This is a genomic window from Paenibacillus sp. GCM10027626, from assembly GCF_042676285.1.
Lineage (GTDB): Bacteria > Bacillota > Bacilli > Paenibacillales > Paenibacillaceae > Paenibacillus_Z.
In genome coordinates this window covers 14,815-32,551 of record NZ_JBHTHC010000016.1, presented here as the reverse complement: position 1 = coordinate 32,551, position 17,737 = coordinate 14,815, and the positions used below count along the sequence as shown (strand labels likewise).

The following is a 17,737-nucleotide window of genomic DNA, read 5'->3' as shown; positions in this document are numbered from 1 at the left end:
GATATGATAGGTTTAAAACTTCCGGAAAACCGGCCGGGAGGAGCGTTTCGCTCGTCCATTATCGAGGGGGAGAACTGCTATGGAGCCAGCCAAGCAGAGCCGTTTCAAGCTTACGATTTTTGCCCAACTAATCGCCGCCTTTCTGCTCGTCATCGCTCCGATCTACGGCATCGGTCTGCTTATGAACCTGATGGGCGAGTCCGTTGTCAAGGAAGAGCTGTCCAAGTCGCTTGAATCCCGCGTCGACTTCTATTTGCATTCGCTGGAGATCGAGACGGAGCATATGTTCGGGATGTTGCAGGAGTACGTAGTTGACGAGGATTTGCAGCATCTGACGTTTTTGTACGGCATCATGACCTTAAGCGAATGGTCGGATACAGTGCGGAGCATTCAGAACAAGTTGCGGGTCATCAAGAGTTCCAATCATTACGTCAAAAGCGTCGAAGCCCACGTCCTGACGCTTGGCCGGACGTTGTCGAGCGAACGGTCGATCGCCGATGCGATCGATCCGGAGTACGAGGCGGCCAAGCTGATGCTGGACGAGACGGGCAGCGGCATCTATTATGCCGGAGAGCGGATGTTCATCGGCATCTCATATCCCAGTCCGCCGGTGTTTCAGCAACAACCGGGCTTCGTGCTGGCGATTGAGGTGAACGGCGATGCGATCCGCGACGTGCTGCAAGCTTTTTCCGATTACGGTCATTCAGGAGCGGCCTTGTTCAACATCGGGCAGAAGCGGGTGCTGACACACGATTCGCAAGCGGCTATCGTCCCTGTCATGCAGACGTATGTGCAGGAGGAGCGGGCGGCCGGGCGAACATCCGGTGTAAAAACGCTTCGTGCCGCGGGAGAGTCCTATTTGGTCTCCTACCGGTACTCTCCGCCTCTGGACAGCTATTTGGCGGCATATATCCCCAGCGAGCAGATGCTCAAACCGATCGATACGTACAAAAACTTGCTGTGGCTCATGTCGCTGGCATCGCTTGCCATCGTCATTTTGTATTCCAATTGGATCTACCGGCGGATTCACATGCCAATCCGCACGATGGTGCGCGCTTTCCGCAAAGTCGAACAAGGGCAACTGGAGCCGATCGGCTCGCCCCGGCGCAACGACGAGTTCCGCTACCTGTTCAACCGCTTCAATCTGATGACGGAAAGGCTGAAGATGCTTATCGATGAAGTGTATGAACAAAAGATCCGTTCCCAAAGTTCCGAACTAAAGCAATTGCAGGCGCAGATCAACCCCCATTTTCTATACAATACGTACTTTATTCTGTATCGGCTCGCACAGGAAAACGACAATGACAGTATTATGCTGTTCAGTCAGTACTTAGGCGAATATTTCCGCTACATTACCCGCAGCGGTTCGGATGAAGCGACGCTGGAGCAGGAGGTGCAGCATGCGCGGACGTATACGGAAATTCAGAATATCCGCTTCATGAACCGGATTGCCGTCGACTTCGGCGAGTTGCCGGAGGCATGCCGGGAGGCGTCGATTCCGCGTCTCGTACTGCAGCCGCTAATCGAGAATGCCTACAAGTACGGGATGGAGCGGAAACGCAAGGGAGGGCGCATCCGCATACGGATCGGCCGGGAAAACGAAACAGGGGCGATTGTTCTGACTGTGGAGGACAACGGCGACCAGCTGACGGAAGAGATACTCCGCAAGCTCGCAGCCGATTTTGCATCATCCTCTGTCCGGGAAATGGAATATACAGGACTGCTTAACGTGCACCGCCGGCTGCAAATCCGGTTCGGGGAGCGGTGCGGGCTTACGGTTGCGCGCAGCGAATGGGGCGGCATGAAAGTCGCAATGACTATACCGGGGAGGGATGGCGATGTATCGTCTGCTGATCGTCGATGACGAACCGATTATTGTAGAGGGGCTGAGTGCCTTGTTCCAAAGGCTTGATCGGCTGCAACTGGAAGTGTATCGGGCTTTCGACGGGTATGAGGCACTCGAGCTTGTCCGCAAGCTGCGAATGGATATCGTGTTGACCGATATTGAAATGCCGGGCATGAACGGCATCGAGCTGCAGCGGCAAATCGGCCGGCTCTGGCCAAGGTGCAAGTTCATCTTCTTGACGGGCTATGATACGTTCGACTATATCCAGTCCTCCATCCGCGGCGGCGCAGTCGACTATGTGCTGAAGACTGAAGGGGATGCGCCAATCATTGCCGCCGTGGAGAAGGCGATCGGCAGTATGCAGCTTGAGATGGATGCAGACAACTTGCTTCGCGGCGCCCGCACGCGGATGAAGGCGGCTTTGCCGGCGCTGCGCCGGGAATATTTGAACGCTTTGCTGTCCGGAAGCGCTTCTTGCGCGGGGGAAGAGCGGCGGGATAAATTTGGCGAACTGGACATTCCGCTTAATGCGGCGGCGCCAGTTCATCTCGTGTTGTGCCGGCTGGACCGGTGGCGGGACGAATGGTCCGGCTCGCCCGACAATTTGACGCTCTATGCGGTAAGCAATGTGGCCGAGGAATTGCTCGCGCCAGATTGCCTCGTCGTTCATCTGGCTGCGGGGCAGCGCCGGCTCGTCCTGTTCGTACAGCCAAAGGACGGGATGGAGGCCTGCGCAGCGCTTGCAGACGGCAGAGCGTTCGACGGTTATTTGCTGGGGACACTTGAGGAAGTCCAGGCCGCATGCCGCCAATATTTGAAAACGGTTTGCTCGTTCGCTGTTTCTCAAGAGCCATACGCATGGGAGCAGTTGGCCGACAAGTACGACAGGCTCACGTTGTTGTTCGAGCGGGGGCTCGGGCTTGGCAGCGAGACGCTTTTGTCCGATGAACGGATGTTTGCCGGCGGAGACCGGCAATTGCGAACGAAAGTTAACCGGATCCGGCTGCTGGAAGCGCATTTGGCCAATAAGGATACAGCTAAATTTTTCGCCCTGTTCGACGAGATAGCGGCTGCGATCGCGGAGCCGGAAGCGATGCAGACCGGCGCGACGTTAGAAGCGTTCTACGAATTGACCGCCGTCTTTATCTCTCAGCTGAATCGGCTGGAATTGTTCGCGTTCGCTTCCGAGCGGATGAACGTCGGCAAGCTGCTGTCCATTCGCGAACATGAGTCGTGGCCGGAGGCGGCTGCGTATTTCCGCCGGTTGGCAGAATGGTTGTTCGCGCGGATGAGCGAGCAGAATGAACGGGAGACGAGCGACGTAGTAGTTGCGGTGAACGATTATGTGACAGAACATCTGGGGGAAGATCTGTCGCTCAATCGTCTGGCGGAGCTGGTCTATTTGACCCCGTTCTATCTGTCCCGCCTGTACAAGCAGAAGACCGGCTCGTCGATCAGCGATTATATCACCGAGACGCGTCTTGACGAGGCCAAGCGTCTGCTTGAGCAGACGCATTTGAAAATTCACGAAATCGGCGAGCGTGTCGGTTACGATTCGGCCGCTTATTTCACCAAGTTTTTCAAGAAGCTGACACGGATGACTCCGCAAGAATACCGCGATTCCGCGAAAAGGCGATGAAGGGAGACGAGCGAAGAGCGAGTTAGCGAGGCTGCCGTCGGAGGGCCGGAGGCTGATATCCCCGGGTTCACCTCCCGGCATATTCAACGGGCGATCGATGCCGTTTCGAGAGAGGGGGCGGTTTCGTCAGATCTATGTGAATGACTTAAAGAAGATATGAAAGGAACAAGAAAAGCGAAACGTTGCTATTTCGCCTGACTCCCCCGACTCTTCATAATAAAGAAAGAACGAAAAATTTTTCTAAAGCTCCAGGGGAGGGAAAGAGTCATGAACAGAAAAAGAGTGCAAACGCTTTTGCTGGCAGTCGTACTGGCGTTGACGGCGGCGCTCGCCGCTTGCAGCCAAAACGGGACTGACGGCGGTAACTCCGGCAAGAAGACGGGCGAACAAACAGATGATTCCGGCCAGACAAAAAGCGATACGGGAGTGAAGATGGAGAGCGGACCGCTTGGGAAATACGATCCGCCGATCGAACTGACGACCGTTAGATCTGTTAATGCAGGCGTTCAGTTTCAGGGAGACGACTCGTACGACAGCAACATCTGGACTAAGGACTACGAAAGCGTACTCGGGATCAAGGTGAAGAACAAATGGAAAGTCAGCGATCAGCAATACCAGAACAAGATGACGGTGACGATTGTATCGGGCGATACGCCGGATTTCATGCTGGTCGACGCCCAGCAGTTTCAGACGCTTGTACAGGCGGAGCAACTGCTGGATCTGACATCGCTGTTCGACGAGTACGCGACCGACCTGACTAAGAGCAGTCTGGACGAGGCGGGAGGGGTCAAACGGCAGGCCGGCACGGTCGGCGGCAAGCTGTACGGCATCGCGGCGGACGGCGGCGGGCGGGATGACGCGCATCTGCTGTACATTCGCCAGGACTGGCTCGACAATTTGAAGCTCGAGCCGCCGAAGACGATGGATGACGTGATCAAAATCGCGATCGCCTTCACCAAGGACGACCCGGACCAGGACGGGCAGAACAATACGTACGGACTTGCGCTTGAGAAAAACCTGTTCGGCGGCTGGGCCGCCCTGAACGGCTTCATGAACGGCTATCACGCCTATCCGTACAATCCGGGCAACGGCAACGGCACAAGCCTCGTTTTTATGAAAGGGGCGGACGGCAAGCCCGTATGGGCCGACGCGCAGCCGGAAGTGAAGACGGCGCTCGGCAAGCTGAGCGAACTGTTCAAGGCCGGAGTCATCTATCCGGAATTTAGCGTCATCGATGGCGTCAAGGCCGGTGAGCTGGCGACATCGGGCAAGGTGGGCATGACATTCGGCTCGTTCTACGTGCCGACTTGGCCGATTAACAATATGAAAAAGGAAAACCCGAAAGTAGAGTGGGGCATCTACCCGATCGTCTCCGCCGACGGCGAAGCGGCCAAAGCGCTCAGCACCTCCGTCGTGCCGACGAAGTTTTATGTCATCAGCAAAAAATCGAAACATCCGGAAGCGGTTATCAAACTGCTCAATTATACGAACGAGAAGTTGCATGGGGAAAGCAGGGATATCAAGTATCATACGGTGAAGGATGCGAATGGCAACAGCCTGTCGGTTCATATGTACCCGCCGATTTCGGGCACCTTTGCAGACAAAAATCAGAGCTATTTCTATCAGTTGCAAGATGCGCTTGACAAGAAAGATCCATCTGGCCTGGACGAGGAAGCGAAGCTTTACTACGACCAGGTGATGCAATACCGCAGCGGCGATTGGACAGTCTGGTTCGCGGGCAAGTTGTGGGACAAAGGCGGGGTATTCGACCGTCTCGGCGAGTACAAGAAGGAGGAGAGAATCGTCGTCACCTCCTATCTCGGAGCGCCTACGCCGACGATGCTGTCCAAAGGAACAGCCCTCCGCGACCTGGAAGTGAAGACGTTTACGGAAATCATTATGGGTGCCAAGCCGCTCGATTACTTTGACGAATTCGTCAAGCAGTGGCATGAGCAGGGAGGGCAGCAAATTCTCGATGAAGTGGACGCTATGTCCGGCGGCGGAGCTTCCCAATGAATCGGGGGAAATGGAGGCTGGAACTGCCGCTCCATTTGATGATCTTGCCCGGCCTCGTTCTTGTCTTTGTTTTCTCGTACGGTCCGATGGCCGGGTTGTCTATCGCCTTCCAGCAGTTTCTGCCGGGCAAAGGGTTGTTCGGCTCAGAGTGGGTCGGGTGGGATCATTTCAAATATGTCTACAGCTTGCCGGATACGCATAATGTCATTCGCAATACGCTCGTCATCTCGGTCATGAAAATCGCCGTCGGCTTGGTCGCGCCGATCGTCGTCGCACTTCTTCTCAATGAAGTGCGACGGCGGCACTTCAAACGGGCTGTGCAGACAATCGTTTATTTCCCGCATTTTCTGTCCTGGGTCATTCTGGCGGGCATTGTCATCGACATACTCTCGCCGGTTTCGGGCATCGTCAACGCTGGGTTGGCCGCTGTCGGCCTGCCGAAAATTTTTTTCCTCGGGGATGCCGGCTGGTTTCCCTTTGTGCTGGTCGGCTCCGACGTCTGGAAGGAATTCGGTTTCGGCACGATCGTCTACATGGCGGCTCTCGCTGGAATTAATCCGGCGCTGTACGAAGCCGCCGTTGTGGACGGGGCAGGCCGCTTAAAGCAGACGTTTCACGTCACACTGCCAGGCATTGTGCCGATCATTGTGTTGATGGCGACCCTCAGTCTCGGCAACGTGCTTAACGCCGGATTCGATCAGGTGTTTAATTTATACAGTCCGACAGTTTATAGCACTGGCGATATTTTGGACACCTATGTATACCGGCTTGGCCTGGCCAACGGGCAGTTCGGCGTAGCGACTGCGGTCGGCCTGTTCAAATCGGTCATCTCGTTTTTGCTCATCTCCGTTTCGTACGGGTTAGCGTATCGGCTTGCCAACTATCGAATTTTCTAATATACGCGTCGGAAAGGAGCAGGACATGCGGCATCTTATTTCGTGGCCCCGCAGATTGTTTCTTGTGTGCAACGGCATCTTGTTGACGCTGTTGTCCATCGCCTGTCTTCTGCCGCTGATCAATGTGCTTGCCGTGTCGTTCAGTTCGGCGGCGGCGGTGGAAGCCGGTCGCGTGACGTTCTGGCCGGTCGAATTTACGCTGCGTTCGTACAGCTATGTGGCCGCCAAGCCGGAATTTGTCCAGTCGATGTGGATTTCGCTGCAACGGGTGCTGTTCGGTGTCGCGATCAACATGGCGCTGACGGTGCTGATCGCGTATCCGCTTTCCAAGGAACCCGTCCAGTTCCGGTTCCGCACCGTCTACGCCTGGTTGTTCGTGTTCACGATGTTGTTCTCTGGCGGCCTCATTCCAACATATATCGTTGTCAAGGAACTAGGCCTGATCGACACCGTCTGGGCGCTCGTCCTGCCGGGGGCGGTGCCGGTGTTCAATGTCATCTTGCTGCTGAATTTTTTCCGCAGTTTGCCGAAGGAAGTACTCGAATCGTCGTTTATCGACGGGGCGGGTCATTGGCAGACGTTGTGGCGGATGGCGATGCCGTTGTCGCTGCCTGCGATCGCTACGGTGACGTTGTTTGCCATCGTCGGCCACTGGAATGAGTGGTTCTCGGGCCTCATCTATATGAACGATCCCGAGCGGTATCCGCTGGCCAGCTACTTGCAGACGGTTATTGTCAGGCTGGATTTGACGCAGATCAATGACGCGACCCAGGCGCAGTTTCTGTCCGAGCTGAACGACCGGGGGCTGCGGGCGGCGCAAATTTTTCTCGGCGCCCTGCCGGTGCTGCTTGTGTATCCGTTCCTGCAGCGATATTTCACGACGGGGATCGTACTTGGCAGCGTCAAAGAGTGATGGGAACGGAGGGGTGGTATATGCTGGCTCGCTGGGACACGCAAAAATTGCGGGAACTGCTGCTGCCCGTGGAGCGTTTCGCACCGTTTCCGCGGGCAGACGACCGTGCCGGCTGGGCGGCGGTCGCGCCGCATACCCGGGATGCCTGGCTCGCGCTTGCTGAGCAGCACGCCGGTTATGAATGGCCGGCCGTCAGGGTGCGCGACTACAGGACGTACTGGACGGATGGCAATGTGATGAATTATGTGAACCGTCTGTTCGAGCGGCGCACAGTACTCGGCATTATGACGATGGCGGAGTGCATGGAGGGGAAGGGGCGGTTCATGGAACAAATCGTCGACGGCATCTACGCGATCTGTGAGGAGACGACGTGGGTGCCGCCGCTTCACCGGCTCCATGCTGGAAACGAACTTGACGAGTGTATGCCGGAGGCTTCCGATCATGCGGTTGAGCTGATGACAGCGACGACGGCGGATTTGCTCGTATGGATTCATTATTTGCTGCGCGCTCCGCTCGATAACATCAGCATCCGGATTGGGCGCCGCATCGAGCGGGAGGTACGCGAACGGCTGATGGTGCCTTATATGCAGCGCAGCGATTACTGGTGGATGGGGTTTCGCGAAGGAGTGCGCGTCAACAACTGGAACCCGTGGTGCAATAGCTGTGTATTGATGGTTTTTCTGCTGTTGGAAACCGACGCGGCTGCACGGGCTGAGGGCGTCGGAAAAGCGATGCGCAGCCTTGACGCGTTCATTCGGACTTATCCGTCAGACGGCTGCTGCGACGAAGGGCCGATGTACTGGGGCGCTGCCGGCGGCGGATTGCTTGCTTCGCTCGAACTGCTTGCGGAAGCTTCCGGCGGGCGGATCGATCTGTTCGACGATCCGCTTGTCCGCGATATCGGCACATATATTGCCAAGGTACACATTCATGATGCGTATTACGCCGCATTCGCAGACGGAGATGCCCGCGCTGGCATCGGCGGGAATCTTGTGTACCGGTATGGCCGCTGCATCGGAGATCAGGCGCTCATGCAACTCGGGGCGAGTATTCTGCCAGACCGGATGCCGGTGCCGGGGCTGCACAACTGGTTTGGGCTATACGGCTATTTGCGCGATGTATTCGGCGAGCGGGAACGACTGTCTGCGGAGCGGACGGCACCTTATGTGCGCGACACCTGGTTTCCGGTGACGCAAGTAATGACCGCCAGGGAGCAGGAGGGCAGCGAGCGGGGGCTGTACGTTGCGGCCAAAGGCGGACATAACGGGGAGTCGCACAACCATAACGATATCGGCAGCTTTCTCGTGTTTGCGGACGGCTGCCCGCTAATCATCGATCCGGGGACCGAATCATACAAAGCGCAGACGTTTGGGCCAGACCGCTACCAGTTGTGGTATTTGCAATCAAAATATCATAATTTGCCGACGGTGCGCGGCATTGGGCAAAAGGAAGGCAAGGTGTTCCGCGCCCGCGATGTTCATTACCGGCAAAACGATGAGCGGTCGGAGCTTCGGCTTAACTTGGCCGAGGCGTATCCGGCCGAAGCAGGCATCGTCCGCTGGGTCAGGACGGTTTCTCTGGACCGCGACAGTGCCAAACGCCGCATCGAAGTGACCGACGACTTCGAACTGAAGGAGCCGGCCTGCGAAATCGAGTACAGTCTGATGACGCCTTGTCTGCCGGAAGTGACCGCCCCGGGCGAGATTCGGCTGCCTTACGCCGTCGGGCTTTATGCACGGCTCTGCTTCGACGCTGAATTTGTGCGGCCGGTCATCGAAACGATCGAGCTGGGTGATCAGAGGCTAAAGAACAACTGGGGAGAGCGGATATTTCGCATCGTTTTGACGGAGAAGACCGCGCGGATGGCGGGAATCCGGACGTTGACGATCCGGCTGAACAACGAAAGCGGGGAGTGATCCCCGCTTTCGGTATGTGCGTACATAATTATTCCGTTTTCTCATGGTCATTCGAGATCCGCAGCACATCAAACAGCTTGAACATCAGGCTGAACACAATCGCGACGACAGTTGCCAGCGCCATGCCGGACAACGAGAAGCTGCCATAAGTAATTTTGACGCCGCTCAGTCCGGTAACAAGCACGATCAAGGTCAGGAACAGATTGGTCGGCTTGCTGTAATCGACCTTGGATTCCACCAGCATGCGGAAGCCGGAGGCGGCGATGACGCCGAACAGCATCAGCGATACGCCGCCCATAACCGGTTCCGGGATGTTGGAGATGAGCGCCGAAAATTTGCCGAAGAAGGAAAGTACGATGGCAATGACCGCCGCCCCGCCGATGACGAAGGTCGAATAGACACGCGTAATGGCCAGAACGCCGATATTTTCGCCGTAAGTCGTATTTGGCGTGGAGCCGACAAAGCCGGACAAGAGCGTCGAGATGCCGTTGCCGAGCATGGAGCGGTGCAGCCCCGGATCTTTGGACAAATCTTTATTAACGATATTGCCGGTGACGATCAAGTGGCCGATATGCTCGACGATGACGACGAGCGCCGCAGGCGCAATTGTCAAAATAGCCGACAGCTCGAAGGTCGGGAGCGTAAAAGTAGGCGCTTGCAGCCAGCTTTTGCCGTTCAGAACGTCGAAGTTGACGAAGCCCCCCATGAAATAGGCAATGACATAACCGGCAACGATCCCGAACAAAATCGGAATAATCCGCATAAAGCCACGGAACAGCACGGAGCCGAGAATGGTAATCGCCAGCGTGACGGTAGACAAGGTGACGGTTGCAGGATCCATCGACCAGCTTGTCCCAAGGTCCTTGGGAATCCAACCCGCCATGCCGGCTGCGGTCGGAACCAGCTCCAGGCCGATTACGGCAACGATCGCGCCCATAGCAGCCGGCGGGAACACGACATTGATCCAGCGGGTACCGGCTACTTGAATGATCCAAGCCAACAGGCTGAAAATAATGCCGGAGACGATAAATCCGCCCAGTGCAGCCGAGTATCCGTCACTGTGCGAAGAGTACTGGCCGATAACTGCACCAGCCGGTGCAATAAAAGCAAAGCTGGAGCCAAGGTAAGCCGGAATTTTTCCTTTACAAATCCATATGTAGAGCAAGGTGCCAATCCCGTTCATCAACAAGCATATTGACGGGTCGATCTCTAATATTGTGGGGACGAGTACTGTTGATCCGAACATGGCGAACAAGTGCTGCAAGCTGAGCAGAGTGCTTTGCACCATGGGCGGTCTTTCGTGGACCCCGATTTCTTTTCTCATCTGTCTCTATTCCTCCATAGCTGTAATAATATCCTTGTTGATTCTACCTACTAGCTTGTCCTTTTGGCAAGCATATTTTTCACCCCGCGAAAGAGAAAGAATTATGGCTAAGAGTGGCTGACCAAGAGGCATGCGGACCTACGATCCGCTATTTGCTCGAAAACAGGTGCTTCGAAGTTTTGGCGGACACAGGATCCGTTATTTGCCGATTTTGCTGGGGTTCAGCGGCGTTTTGAAGCCAATAACGGAACGAGGGTCCGCGAGCAAGCCGTTTTTGCTTTTTTGTTCACAGATAACGGATCCATGGTCCGCTTAGCTTATTCACGCTCATTCAGGAACACGAGCCGACGTTTAAGCTCAGCTTAGAGCGCGTCCACAATGAGTAGACAGCCTCCTACGATACGCTTGGGTCCGTTTCGCCCTTAAGTCAAAGAAAAAACCGCCCGAAGGCGGATTCTCTTTGATTTTTATTTATAAACTCAACTTTCTCAAACGAGCATTCGCTGGAAAACAACAGCCTTAAGCGTTAGCGTACATACCGACAGCGCATGAACGCTAACGGATGTCACAGCCGCTATTTTCGAAAATTTGGCCGATCTGAAATTGTAACGGAACTGTGAGCCGCTATTTGATGATTTTTAGCACGATTTCGAGAGAAAAAGTCCAATTAAGGTCGCTCAAATCCGTTAGATTTCCAAAAGAGGTTCTTTTGGCGAAATAGGGTCGGTGACTTCCGTTAGATCAATTCTCGTGTTTTCACGGGAAGAAACTTGGCGATAGCGCCAAGGACGGCGTCAGCCATTTCTTCTTGTGCTATCGATTTAGCGGGCTTCGCCGCCAAAAATAATGTCCATATGGCGGGCAGTGTCATAAATGAGCTGCAGCGGATTGGCTTCATAGATGCCGAGCTCCGCAGTTATCGTATCGGTATAGCCGATTTCCTGCAGGGCGGTGCGCACTTCATGCCACGGGACATTGCCGGCGAGCAGCGGGACGAAGCCATTGCCGTTGCCGACAGCCGTCAGGAAGTCCTTCACATGGATTTTGAAAATACGCTGGCCGAGAATGCGAATCCATTGCTGCGGGAAGCCGTAGAGCAGGATGTTGCCGACATCGAAGTAAACGCCTACATTCGGCGAGCCGACATCGTCAACATAGCGCGCCATCTCCAGCGGCGACAGCAAAAACCGGTTCCATACATTTTCAATGCCGATCCGCACACCCCGTTTCTCGGCTTCCTCGGCCAAAATCCGAATCTCCCGATGGCTGCGCTCATAACAGGCATCATAGGAGGTTTCCGCGGTGACGGAGCCCGGCACGACAAGTACTGTATCGATACCGAGCAATTCGGCAATTTCCATCTGTTTGGATACAACCCGGCGGCCCTGCTCACGCACAGCGTCATCTGCCGAAGAAAGCGGATACTGCCACAGCAGGCTGGTGGAGAGGCTGCGCAGCTGCAAGCCATGCTGACGTGCGAGCTGGCCGATTTTTTCCGCTTCCGCTGCGGTTGTATCCATCGTAAACCCGATGCCGCCAGGCTCATATAAATTTAGCTCCACTGCCCCGTAGCCGGCATCGCCGCTTACAGCCATCACCTGTTCAAGGGGAGTATCGCTTTTGAAGCACCATTGGTTGATCGATTTAATCATCGCTTTAGCGCTCCTTTCCCGTTTCCAGCACGACCGGTTGTCGGACTGCGGCGGAATCATTAGCGGCCAGTGTGACCTCTAACGTATCTACAGCATCGCTAAAATCAGCGAGCAGCAGCGTTGGATCGTTGTTGCGGATCGCTTCGACGAACGCTTTATCCTGCTCGTAGTAGAAGTCCATTTTCGACACCTCGGTAATATCCTGATGGTCGTCGACGATGCGCAGTGTAGGGATATCAACCATCACATAGAAGTCATGCCCGAAAAATTCAATGCCGCCGCGCCCGACATAATTGGCCAGGCAACTGCTCGTAATATTGCCGATTGCCCCGGATTCCATGACGAAGGAGACGGTGCCGACATCGTAAGCGGTTGCTTCCGGATCGATGTTGCGCAAATGTCTTTGCTCATGGATCGCGCTAACCTCTTTGACGTCCCCAGCCAAATAGCGGATCAAGTCCATCTGATGGGTGGATTGCTCGACAAGCTGGCCGCCGGACTGCTCGATCATCCGCCACCAGCGCGGGCCTGGCAGACCGCCGAGACGGTACGAAAGAATGAGATCGATCTTTTTGTCCGCCAAATAAGCTTTCGCTTTCGCTACTGTATCCAAATAACGCAGGCAATAGCCGGAAGTGTGAATAATACCGGACTCGCGAATAATCTGCTCTTTCCGCCGCGCGTCTGCTACGTTCAGGCCGACAGGCTTTTCGGAAAGGATGTGGATGCCTTTGCGGGCCGCCTGCTCTTCAATATCGCCCCGGGCAAATGGCGGCGTACAAATAAATACGCCATCGATTTCACCGGAATCAAACATTTGGCCGCTGCTTGCAAAAGATTTAGCGCCGTATGCCGCCGCCACCTCCTGCGAGCGCTCTTGATTAATGTCGTAAACAGCTGTCACTTCGGCATGCTCAATACGCTGCAATGTTTTAATATGATGCTCAGCCATGCCCCCAACACCGATAAATCCAATACGAACCGTCATCGTTCCATTGCTCCCTTCGCCGCCTGCAAAGTCATATTTATGATCATTGCGGAGTAAACTTCTTCTTGACTACAGAGCAAGGATAATACATTAAGTGCAGGATGTCGTTATTGAAATCGTCAAAATATTTACACAAAACGTGCACGCTAGCCATGATGCTGCAGCTTGCGCCATTCCGTCGGCGATACGCCTTCGGTTTGCTTGAACCATTGCGAGAAGGAATGCAGGCGGGTAAAGCCGATTTGCAGCGCAATTTCCATCATTTCTTTGTCTGAGGAGCTGAGCAGCCATTTGGCCTCGGCCATGCGGCACTGCTGCTGATATTGCTTGGGACTCATATGGTAGACCTGCTCAAACAGCCGCCGGAAGCCGGTCTCGGAAAATCCGGCCATTTCGGCGAGCGCAGATATTTGCACGCCCTCCTGCAAATTTTCGCGTATATAGTCAGCTGCCTTGGCGATGGTAAAGGATTGCTGATCTTTATAAGAATGCTCCAGTAAAAATAGAAGGATGACCTCCATCCATGCCCGGTACGTTCGTGCCTGTTCGTTCAGATGCGAAGCCTTTATGCGGATCCATTCCCGGAAGAGCCGCTCGAATCGTTCCTTGTCCAATCGCGATAGGGTAAAAAAGGTCGGGCTGTCCTGTTCGGGACTGAGCTTAGTGAGCAATTCGCTTATCGACGACGGAACATGTTCCAGGTGAATGACGGCATAGCGATTTTTTCCATATGCTTCGAATCGGTGATCGGTCTTTGCTGGTATAATAACAATATGGCCCATTTCGAGCGGCAGCCTGCCTTGCCGCCATTCGAACAGACCGCGCCCTTCCAGCACAAATTCGATTTCCAGACTAGAATGCTGGTGGAAGCCGGGGTCCCGCCATTCGATATCGCTTGTATGGATGAAACTTCTCACTTGAAGTTCCGTATGCATAGAATAATCCTCTCCTTTGACACAAGGCTCTTCGTGCAGACTGGAGTAGAGGACAGTCCTACTTGTGGGCCTTCCTTCAACATTCGCTCACAGTAGTGGAACATCCTGCTATGAAAATGAAAACAACGAAGGAGTTGAGTTCATATTGTCCAGGCGCAAAATGACGATTCGAACGTTGGCGGCAGTCTGCTGCTGTTCAATGCTAGTATCGGTATTGGCTGTTATGCCGGAGAAAAAGGCGGCAGCTGTGGTGGGATGGCATGTACAGGAAGCGGTTAAAAACCGGACGAAGGATGAAATTACCCGGCGCTGGCTGGCCCATATGCCACTGGCCGCCGGATCGTTATATATGGAAGGCAAACAAATCTATGAAAATTTGCCTTCGCTCGTCCCGGGCCATTATCAGGGTGGAAAATTAAAGTCCGCCTACATTCTGGATGGCATTCATGCGGTTAATTTTGCCCGCTATCTGGCAGGACTGCCGGACGATATCGAACCGGACTGGTCGCTTGCGGATCAGCAGCAGGCTGCGGCGCTGAGCAATGCCGTAATCGACCGGTTGGAGCATGCGCCGCCGCAAGTGCCGGAGATGAACGACGAGCTGTATTTGCTGGGTTATCAAGGAGCGTCAAAGAGCAATTTGCATGCCGGCAGCCAGACTTTTTATAATAATGTGCTTGATTATATGGGAGATAGCGATGACAGCAATATTGATCAGGTTGGTCACCGTCGCTGGATATTGAATCCGCTTATGACCAAGACGATGTTCGGCATGGTACATAGCAATCTCAGGCAATATCCCTATCCTTATTCCTCGATGTATGCTGTAAGCAGCGACCGCAAGGCCGAAGAGATCAGCTTCGATTACATTGCGTGGCCGTCCGCCGGATGGTTTCCGACAGAATGGTTCGCGGCCGAGGATGCTTGGTCCGTGTCGATCAATGATCGGCATTTTGATGCAGATCGCACCGGACAGATCGCCGTCCGAATGGTGCGGGAGCGCGATGGACAGACATGGGTATTTGACAAGCAGGAAACGAATCCGGCTGCAAATTTTTTTACAGTTACCGGCCGGCCTGGCGATCCATTCTGTATCATCTTTCGCCCCAAAGCTTTGGCTGAGCTGCAGGATGGAGATACCTATCAAATTACGATAGATGGCTTGTACAAAAAAGATGGAACATCCGCTTCACTTACATACAAAACGGCTTTCTTTGAGATGGTGCCGCGGATATACAGTAAAGAGGCGATGATCAGGCTGGCGCCGGGCAATCGCCTGCCGCTCGAATTCGGATGGACAAAGCCGCCATTGTCAGGCATGCGTCCTTACTTTGACAGCTCCAATCCGGATGTGCTGACAGTGGACCAGAGCGGCCGGGTGTATGCAGCAGAATCCGGCACAGCGGTGGTAAGAGTTCTTGGCTATTTTGGCGATGAAACCTCCGTCCTGTTTGATATAGAGGAGCCGGATGCCGCCGACCGGCCGAGCGTATGGGCGCTGCAGGGTTATCGTCAGGCGAAAAACCTCGGTTTTGTGGATTATGAGTACGACCGCCAATATAAGGAGGAAATCGACCGGCGGGGCTATGCAGTGATGGCGGTGCGTCTTGTGGAGCGGATATTGGATCAGCCGCTAGACGTACCGGAATCGCCGTTTGTCGATTTGGCAGATGACAGCATCTCGAAGGCTTACGGCTATGGCATTGTACGCGGAGGCTCAGCGCAAAAATTCAACTCATCGGCGAGCATATCCCGTCAGGAGGCTGCCGTCATTTTAATGAATGTCTATGATAAATTGGCGGCGGCCAATCCTGCTGCAGTCAAAACGCGAACGAAGCGCGCGAGCGAGAAGTTTGCCGATGACGAGGCGATTGCCGCATGGGCCAGAAGCAGCGTATACCGCGCGGCCGAGGCCGGCTTGATGGCGGGAAAGGGCGCACGCTTCGAGCCCGAAGCGCTGCTGTCCAGAGAGGAAGCGTTTATCCTGATGGTGCGTTTATATGATTCGGTGCTGCGCGAGCAATAAAAAAAGATGGGGCAGAATGTGTTGTTCTGCCTCATCTTTTTTTAATATTTTTAAAATTTAGGTTGGTGTGGCCTAAACTTGGGGGACTCACTATCATAGAAGGACGTGAAGTGTTTTCTAAAGCCAAGTGGACATGCTACGACGCGGCATCATCACGACATTGACGAGTGGGGCTAACGAACCTCAGACACGCTATTGGCCAAAAAATCGGCTTCTTCAGCGTGTAACGAACCGGACACACGTTATTGGAGGAAAAAAGGCGGGAAAGCGGCCGATTTTCGGTAAATAACGATCGGTAGATTCGTTACGCCACAGATGGCCCCATTTTGAGCCGAATAAGGATTGTCAGGTTCGTTAGCGGGTAGCTTCAACCTTCGTTGAAGAGTTTGCGAACTAGGCATACCTTTAGGTCGTTCATCCTCGAAGGACTTCGATAGATCGCACTAAGGACGCGTCAGCCGTTTCTTCTCAATGCTTACGCCATCAGCGCTGCCTGACGCTTGAAGTGGTCTTCGATGACCAGGCAGGCCATAGCTTCGACAACCGGAACAATACGCGGGCAGATGCAAGGATCGTGACGGCCCTCGGTTCTAATTTCGCATTCCTCGCCAAAAATATTCATCGTCCGCTGCGGTGAAGAAATAGACGAGGTTGGTTTGACGGCAATGCGGAATACAATTTCCGCACCTGTGCTGATGCCGCCAATAATGCCGCCGGCGTTGTTCGTCAAAAAGCCGGACTTGTCCATCTGGTCATTATGCTCGCTGCCCTGCATGGCCGCCGCGGCAAAGCCGGCGCCAAATTCAATGCCTTTGACGGCGCCGATCGACAGCATGGCTTTTGCCAGCTCGGCGTCAAGCTTGTCGAAGGCAGGCTCGCCAAGACCTGCAGGGACGTTGCGAATGCGGCATTCGACGATACCGCCGCAGCTGTCGCCGATCGAGGAGAGATGCTCGATTTTTTTCACCATTTCAATCGCAGCTTCTGGATCGCAGGCTCTTACCGGGTTTTTCTCGATCGATGCTTCATCGAAAGTTTTGCAGGCAATGCCGCCAACTTCCTTCGTGTAAGCGACGACCGAGACGCCTCTGTTTTCCAGCGATTTTCTGGCGATCGCGCCGGCGGCGACGCGTGCGGCAGTCTCGCGGCCAGATGCGCGGCCGCTTCCGCGGTGGTCGCGAATGCCGTATTTTTGCAAGTAAGTATAGTCAGCATGACCCGGGCGGAAAGAATTTTGAATATCGCTATAAGCTTCTGGCCGCATATCTGTGTTGTACAGCATAATAGCGATCGGGACACCGGTCGTTTTCCCTTCAAATACACCAGACAAAATGTGGATTTTATCATACTCTTTCCGCGGTGTTGTCACCGAGGATTGTCCCGGTTTTCTGCGGTCCATCTGTACCTGGATGTAGCTTTCATCAATTTCGATGCCAGGGGTAACGCCATCTACAATAACGCCGACTGCTGGGCCATGGGATTCACCAAAAGTAGATATTTTAAAATGTTCGCCAAAAACGCTTCCTGCCATTGTAATCACTCCAATTATTCGTTGTCTCTATCCGATATGTATAGTTTAGCAGTAT

Annotated in this window: 12 protein-coding genes; 7 read left to right on the top strand and 5 right to left on the bottom strand. The window is 54.3% G+C overall.

All coding sequences use genetic code 11. The features are described 5' to 3' along the window. Positions 1-79: 79 nt before the first annotated feature. The 6 genes from ACFQ0N_RS26150 to ACFQ0N_RS26125 all read left to right on the top strand — a co-directional run bounded on the left by ACFQ0N_RS26150 (position 80) and on the right by ACFQ0N_RS26125 (position 9,226). On the top strand, positions 80-1,864 hold the full coding sequence (locus ACFQ0N_RS26150; RefSeq protein ID WP_379331894.1) for a sensor histidine kinase: 1,785 nt from the start codon (positions 80-82) through the stop codon (positions 1,862-1,864). After that, positions 1,839-3,485 carry a response regulator gene (locus ACFQ0N_RS26145; protein WP_379331892.1) on the top strand — a complete coding sequence of 549 codons (1,647 nt, stop codon included), beginning with the start codon at positions 1,839-1,841 and terminating at the stop codon, positions 3,483-3,485. The genes ACFQ0N_RS26150 and ACFQ0N_RS26145 overlap by 26 nt, the downstream gene beginning before the upstream one ends. A 267-nt stretch (positions 3,486-3,752) precedes the next feature. After that, positions 3,753-5,501, top strand: a complete 1,749-nt coding sequence (locus ACFQ0N_RS26140) for an extracellular solute-binding protein (RefSeq protein ID WP_379331890.1) — start codon at positions 3,753-3,755, stop codon at positions 5,499-5,501. Then, positions 5,498-6,397, top strand: a complete 900-nt coding sequence (locus ACFQ0N_RS26135; RefSeq protein ID WP_379331888.1) for an ABC transporter permease — start codon at positions 5,498-5,500, stop codon at positions 6,395-6,397. The genes ACFQ0N_RS26140 and ACFQ0N_RS26135 overlap by 4 nt, the downstream gene beginning before the upstream one ends. A 25-nt stretch (positions 6,398-6,422) precedes the next feature. Next, on the top strand, positions 6,423-7,310 hold the full coding sequence (locus ACFQ0N_RS26130; RefSeq protein ID WP_379332073.1) for a carbohydrate ABC transporter permease: 888 nt from the start codon (positions 6,423-6,425) through the stop codon (positions 7,308-7,310). Positions 7,311-7,330: 20 nt separating this feature from the next. Next, positions 7,331-9,226, top strand: a complete 1,896-nt coding sequence (locus ACFQ0N_RS26125; RefSeq protein ID WP_379331886.1) for a heparinase II/III domain-containing protein — start codon at positions 7,331-7,333, stop codon at positions 9,224-9,226. 28 nt (positions 9,227-9,254) lie between these two features. Here the strand turns inward: ACFQ0N_RS26125 and uraA are convergent, their stop codons facing one another. The 4 genes from uraA to ACFQ0N_RS26105 form a co-directional block, all read right to left on the bottom strand. Continuing rightward, complete coding sequence (gene uraA, locus ACFQ0N_RS26120; protein WP_379331884.1) at positions 9,255-10,550, bottom strand: uracil permease; 1,296 nt, start codon at positions 10,548-10,550, stop codon at positions 9,255-9,257. Positions 10,551-11,371: 821 nt separating this feature from the next. Further along, positions 11,372-12,202 carry a sugar phosphate isomerase/epimerase family protein gene (locus ACFQ0N_RS26115; RefSeq protein ID WP_379331882.1) on the bottom strand — a complete coding sequence of 277 codons (831 nt, stop codon included), beginning with the start codon at positions 12,200-12,202 and terminating at the stop codon, positions 11,372-11,374. Between the two features lie 4 nt (positions 12,203-12,206). Next, the gene (locus tag ACFQ0N_RS26110; RefSeq protein ID WP_379331880.1) at positions 12,207-13,190 is read right to left on the bottom strand and encodes a Gfo/Idh/MocA family protein; all 984 of its coding nucleotides are present in this window, start codon (positions 13,188-13,190) and stop codon (positions 12,207-12,209) included. Positions 13,191-13,336: 146 nt separating this feature from the next. Beyond that, a complete protein-coding gene (locus tag ACFQ0N_RS26105; RefSeq protein ID WP_379331878.1) occupies positions 13,337-14,125 on the bottom strand; it encodes a helix-turn-helix domain-containing protein in 789 nt (262 codons plus the stop codon). A gap of 145 nt (positions 14,126-14,270) precedes the next feature. Here ACFQ0N_RS26105 and ACFQ0N_RS26100 point away from each other — a divergent pair, with 145 nt between their 5' ends. Next, entirely contained in the window at positions 14,271-16,151 is a 1,881-nt protein-coding gene (locus ACFQ0N_RS26100; protein ID WP_379331876.1) for an S-layer homology domain-containing protein, read from the top strand. Between the two features lie 475 nt (positions 16,152-16,626). On the opposite strand, the gene aroC is transcribed toward ACFQ0N_RS26100, so the two are convergent. Further along, positions 16,627-17,682 carry a chorismate synthase gene (gene aroC, locus ACFQ0N_RS26095; RefSeq protein ID WP_379331874.1) on the bottom strand — a complete coding sequence of 352 codons (1,056 nt, stop codon included), beginning with the start codon at positions 17,680-17,682 and terminating at the stop codon, positions 16,627-16,629. Positions 17,683-17,737 lie beyond the last annotated feature (55 nt).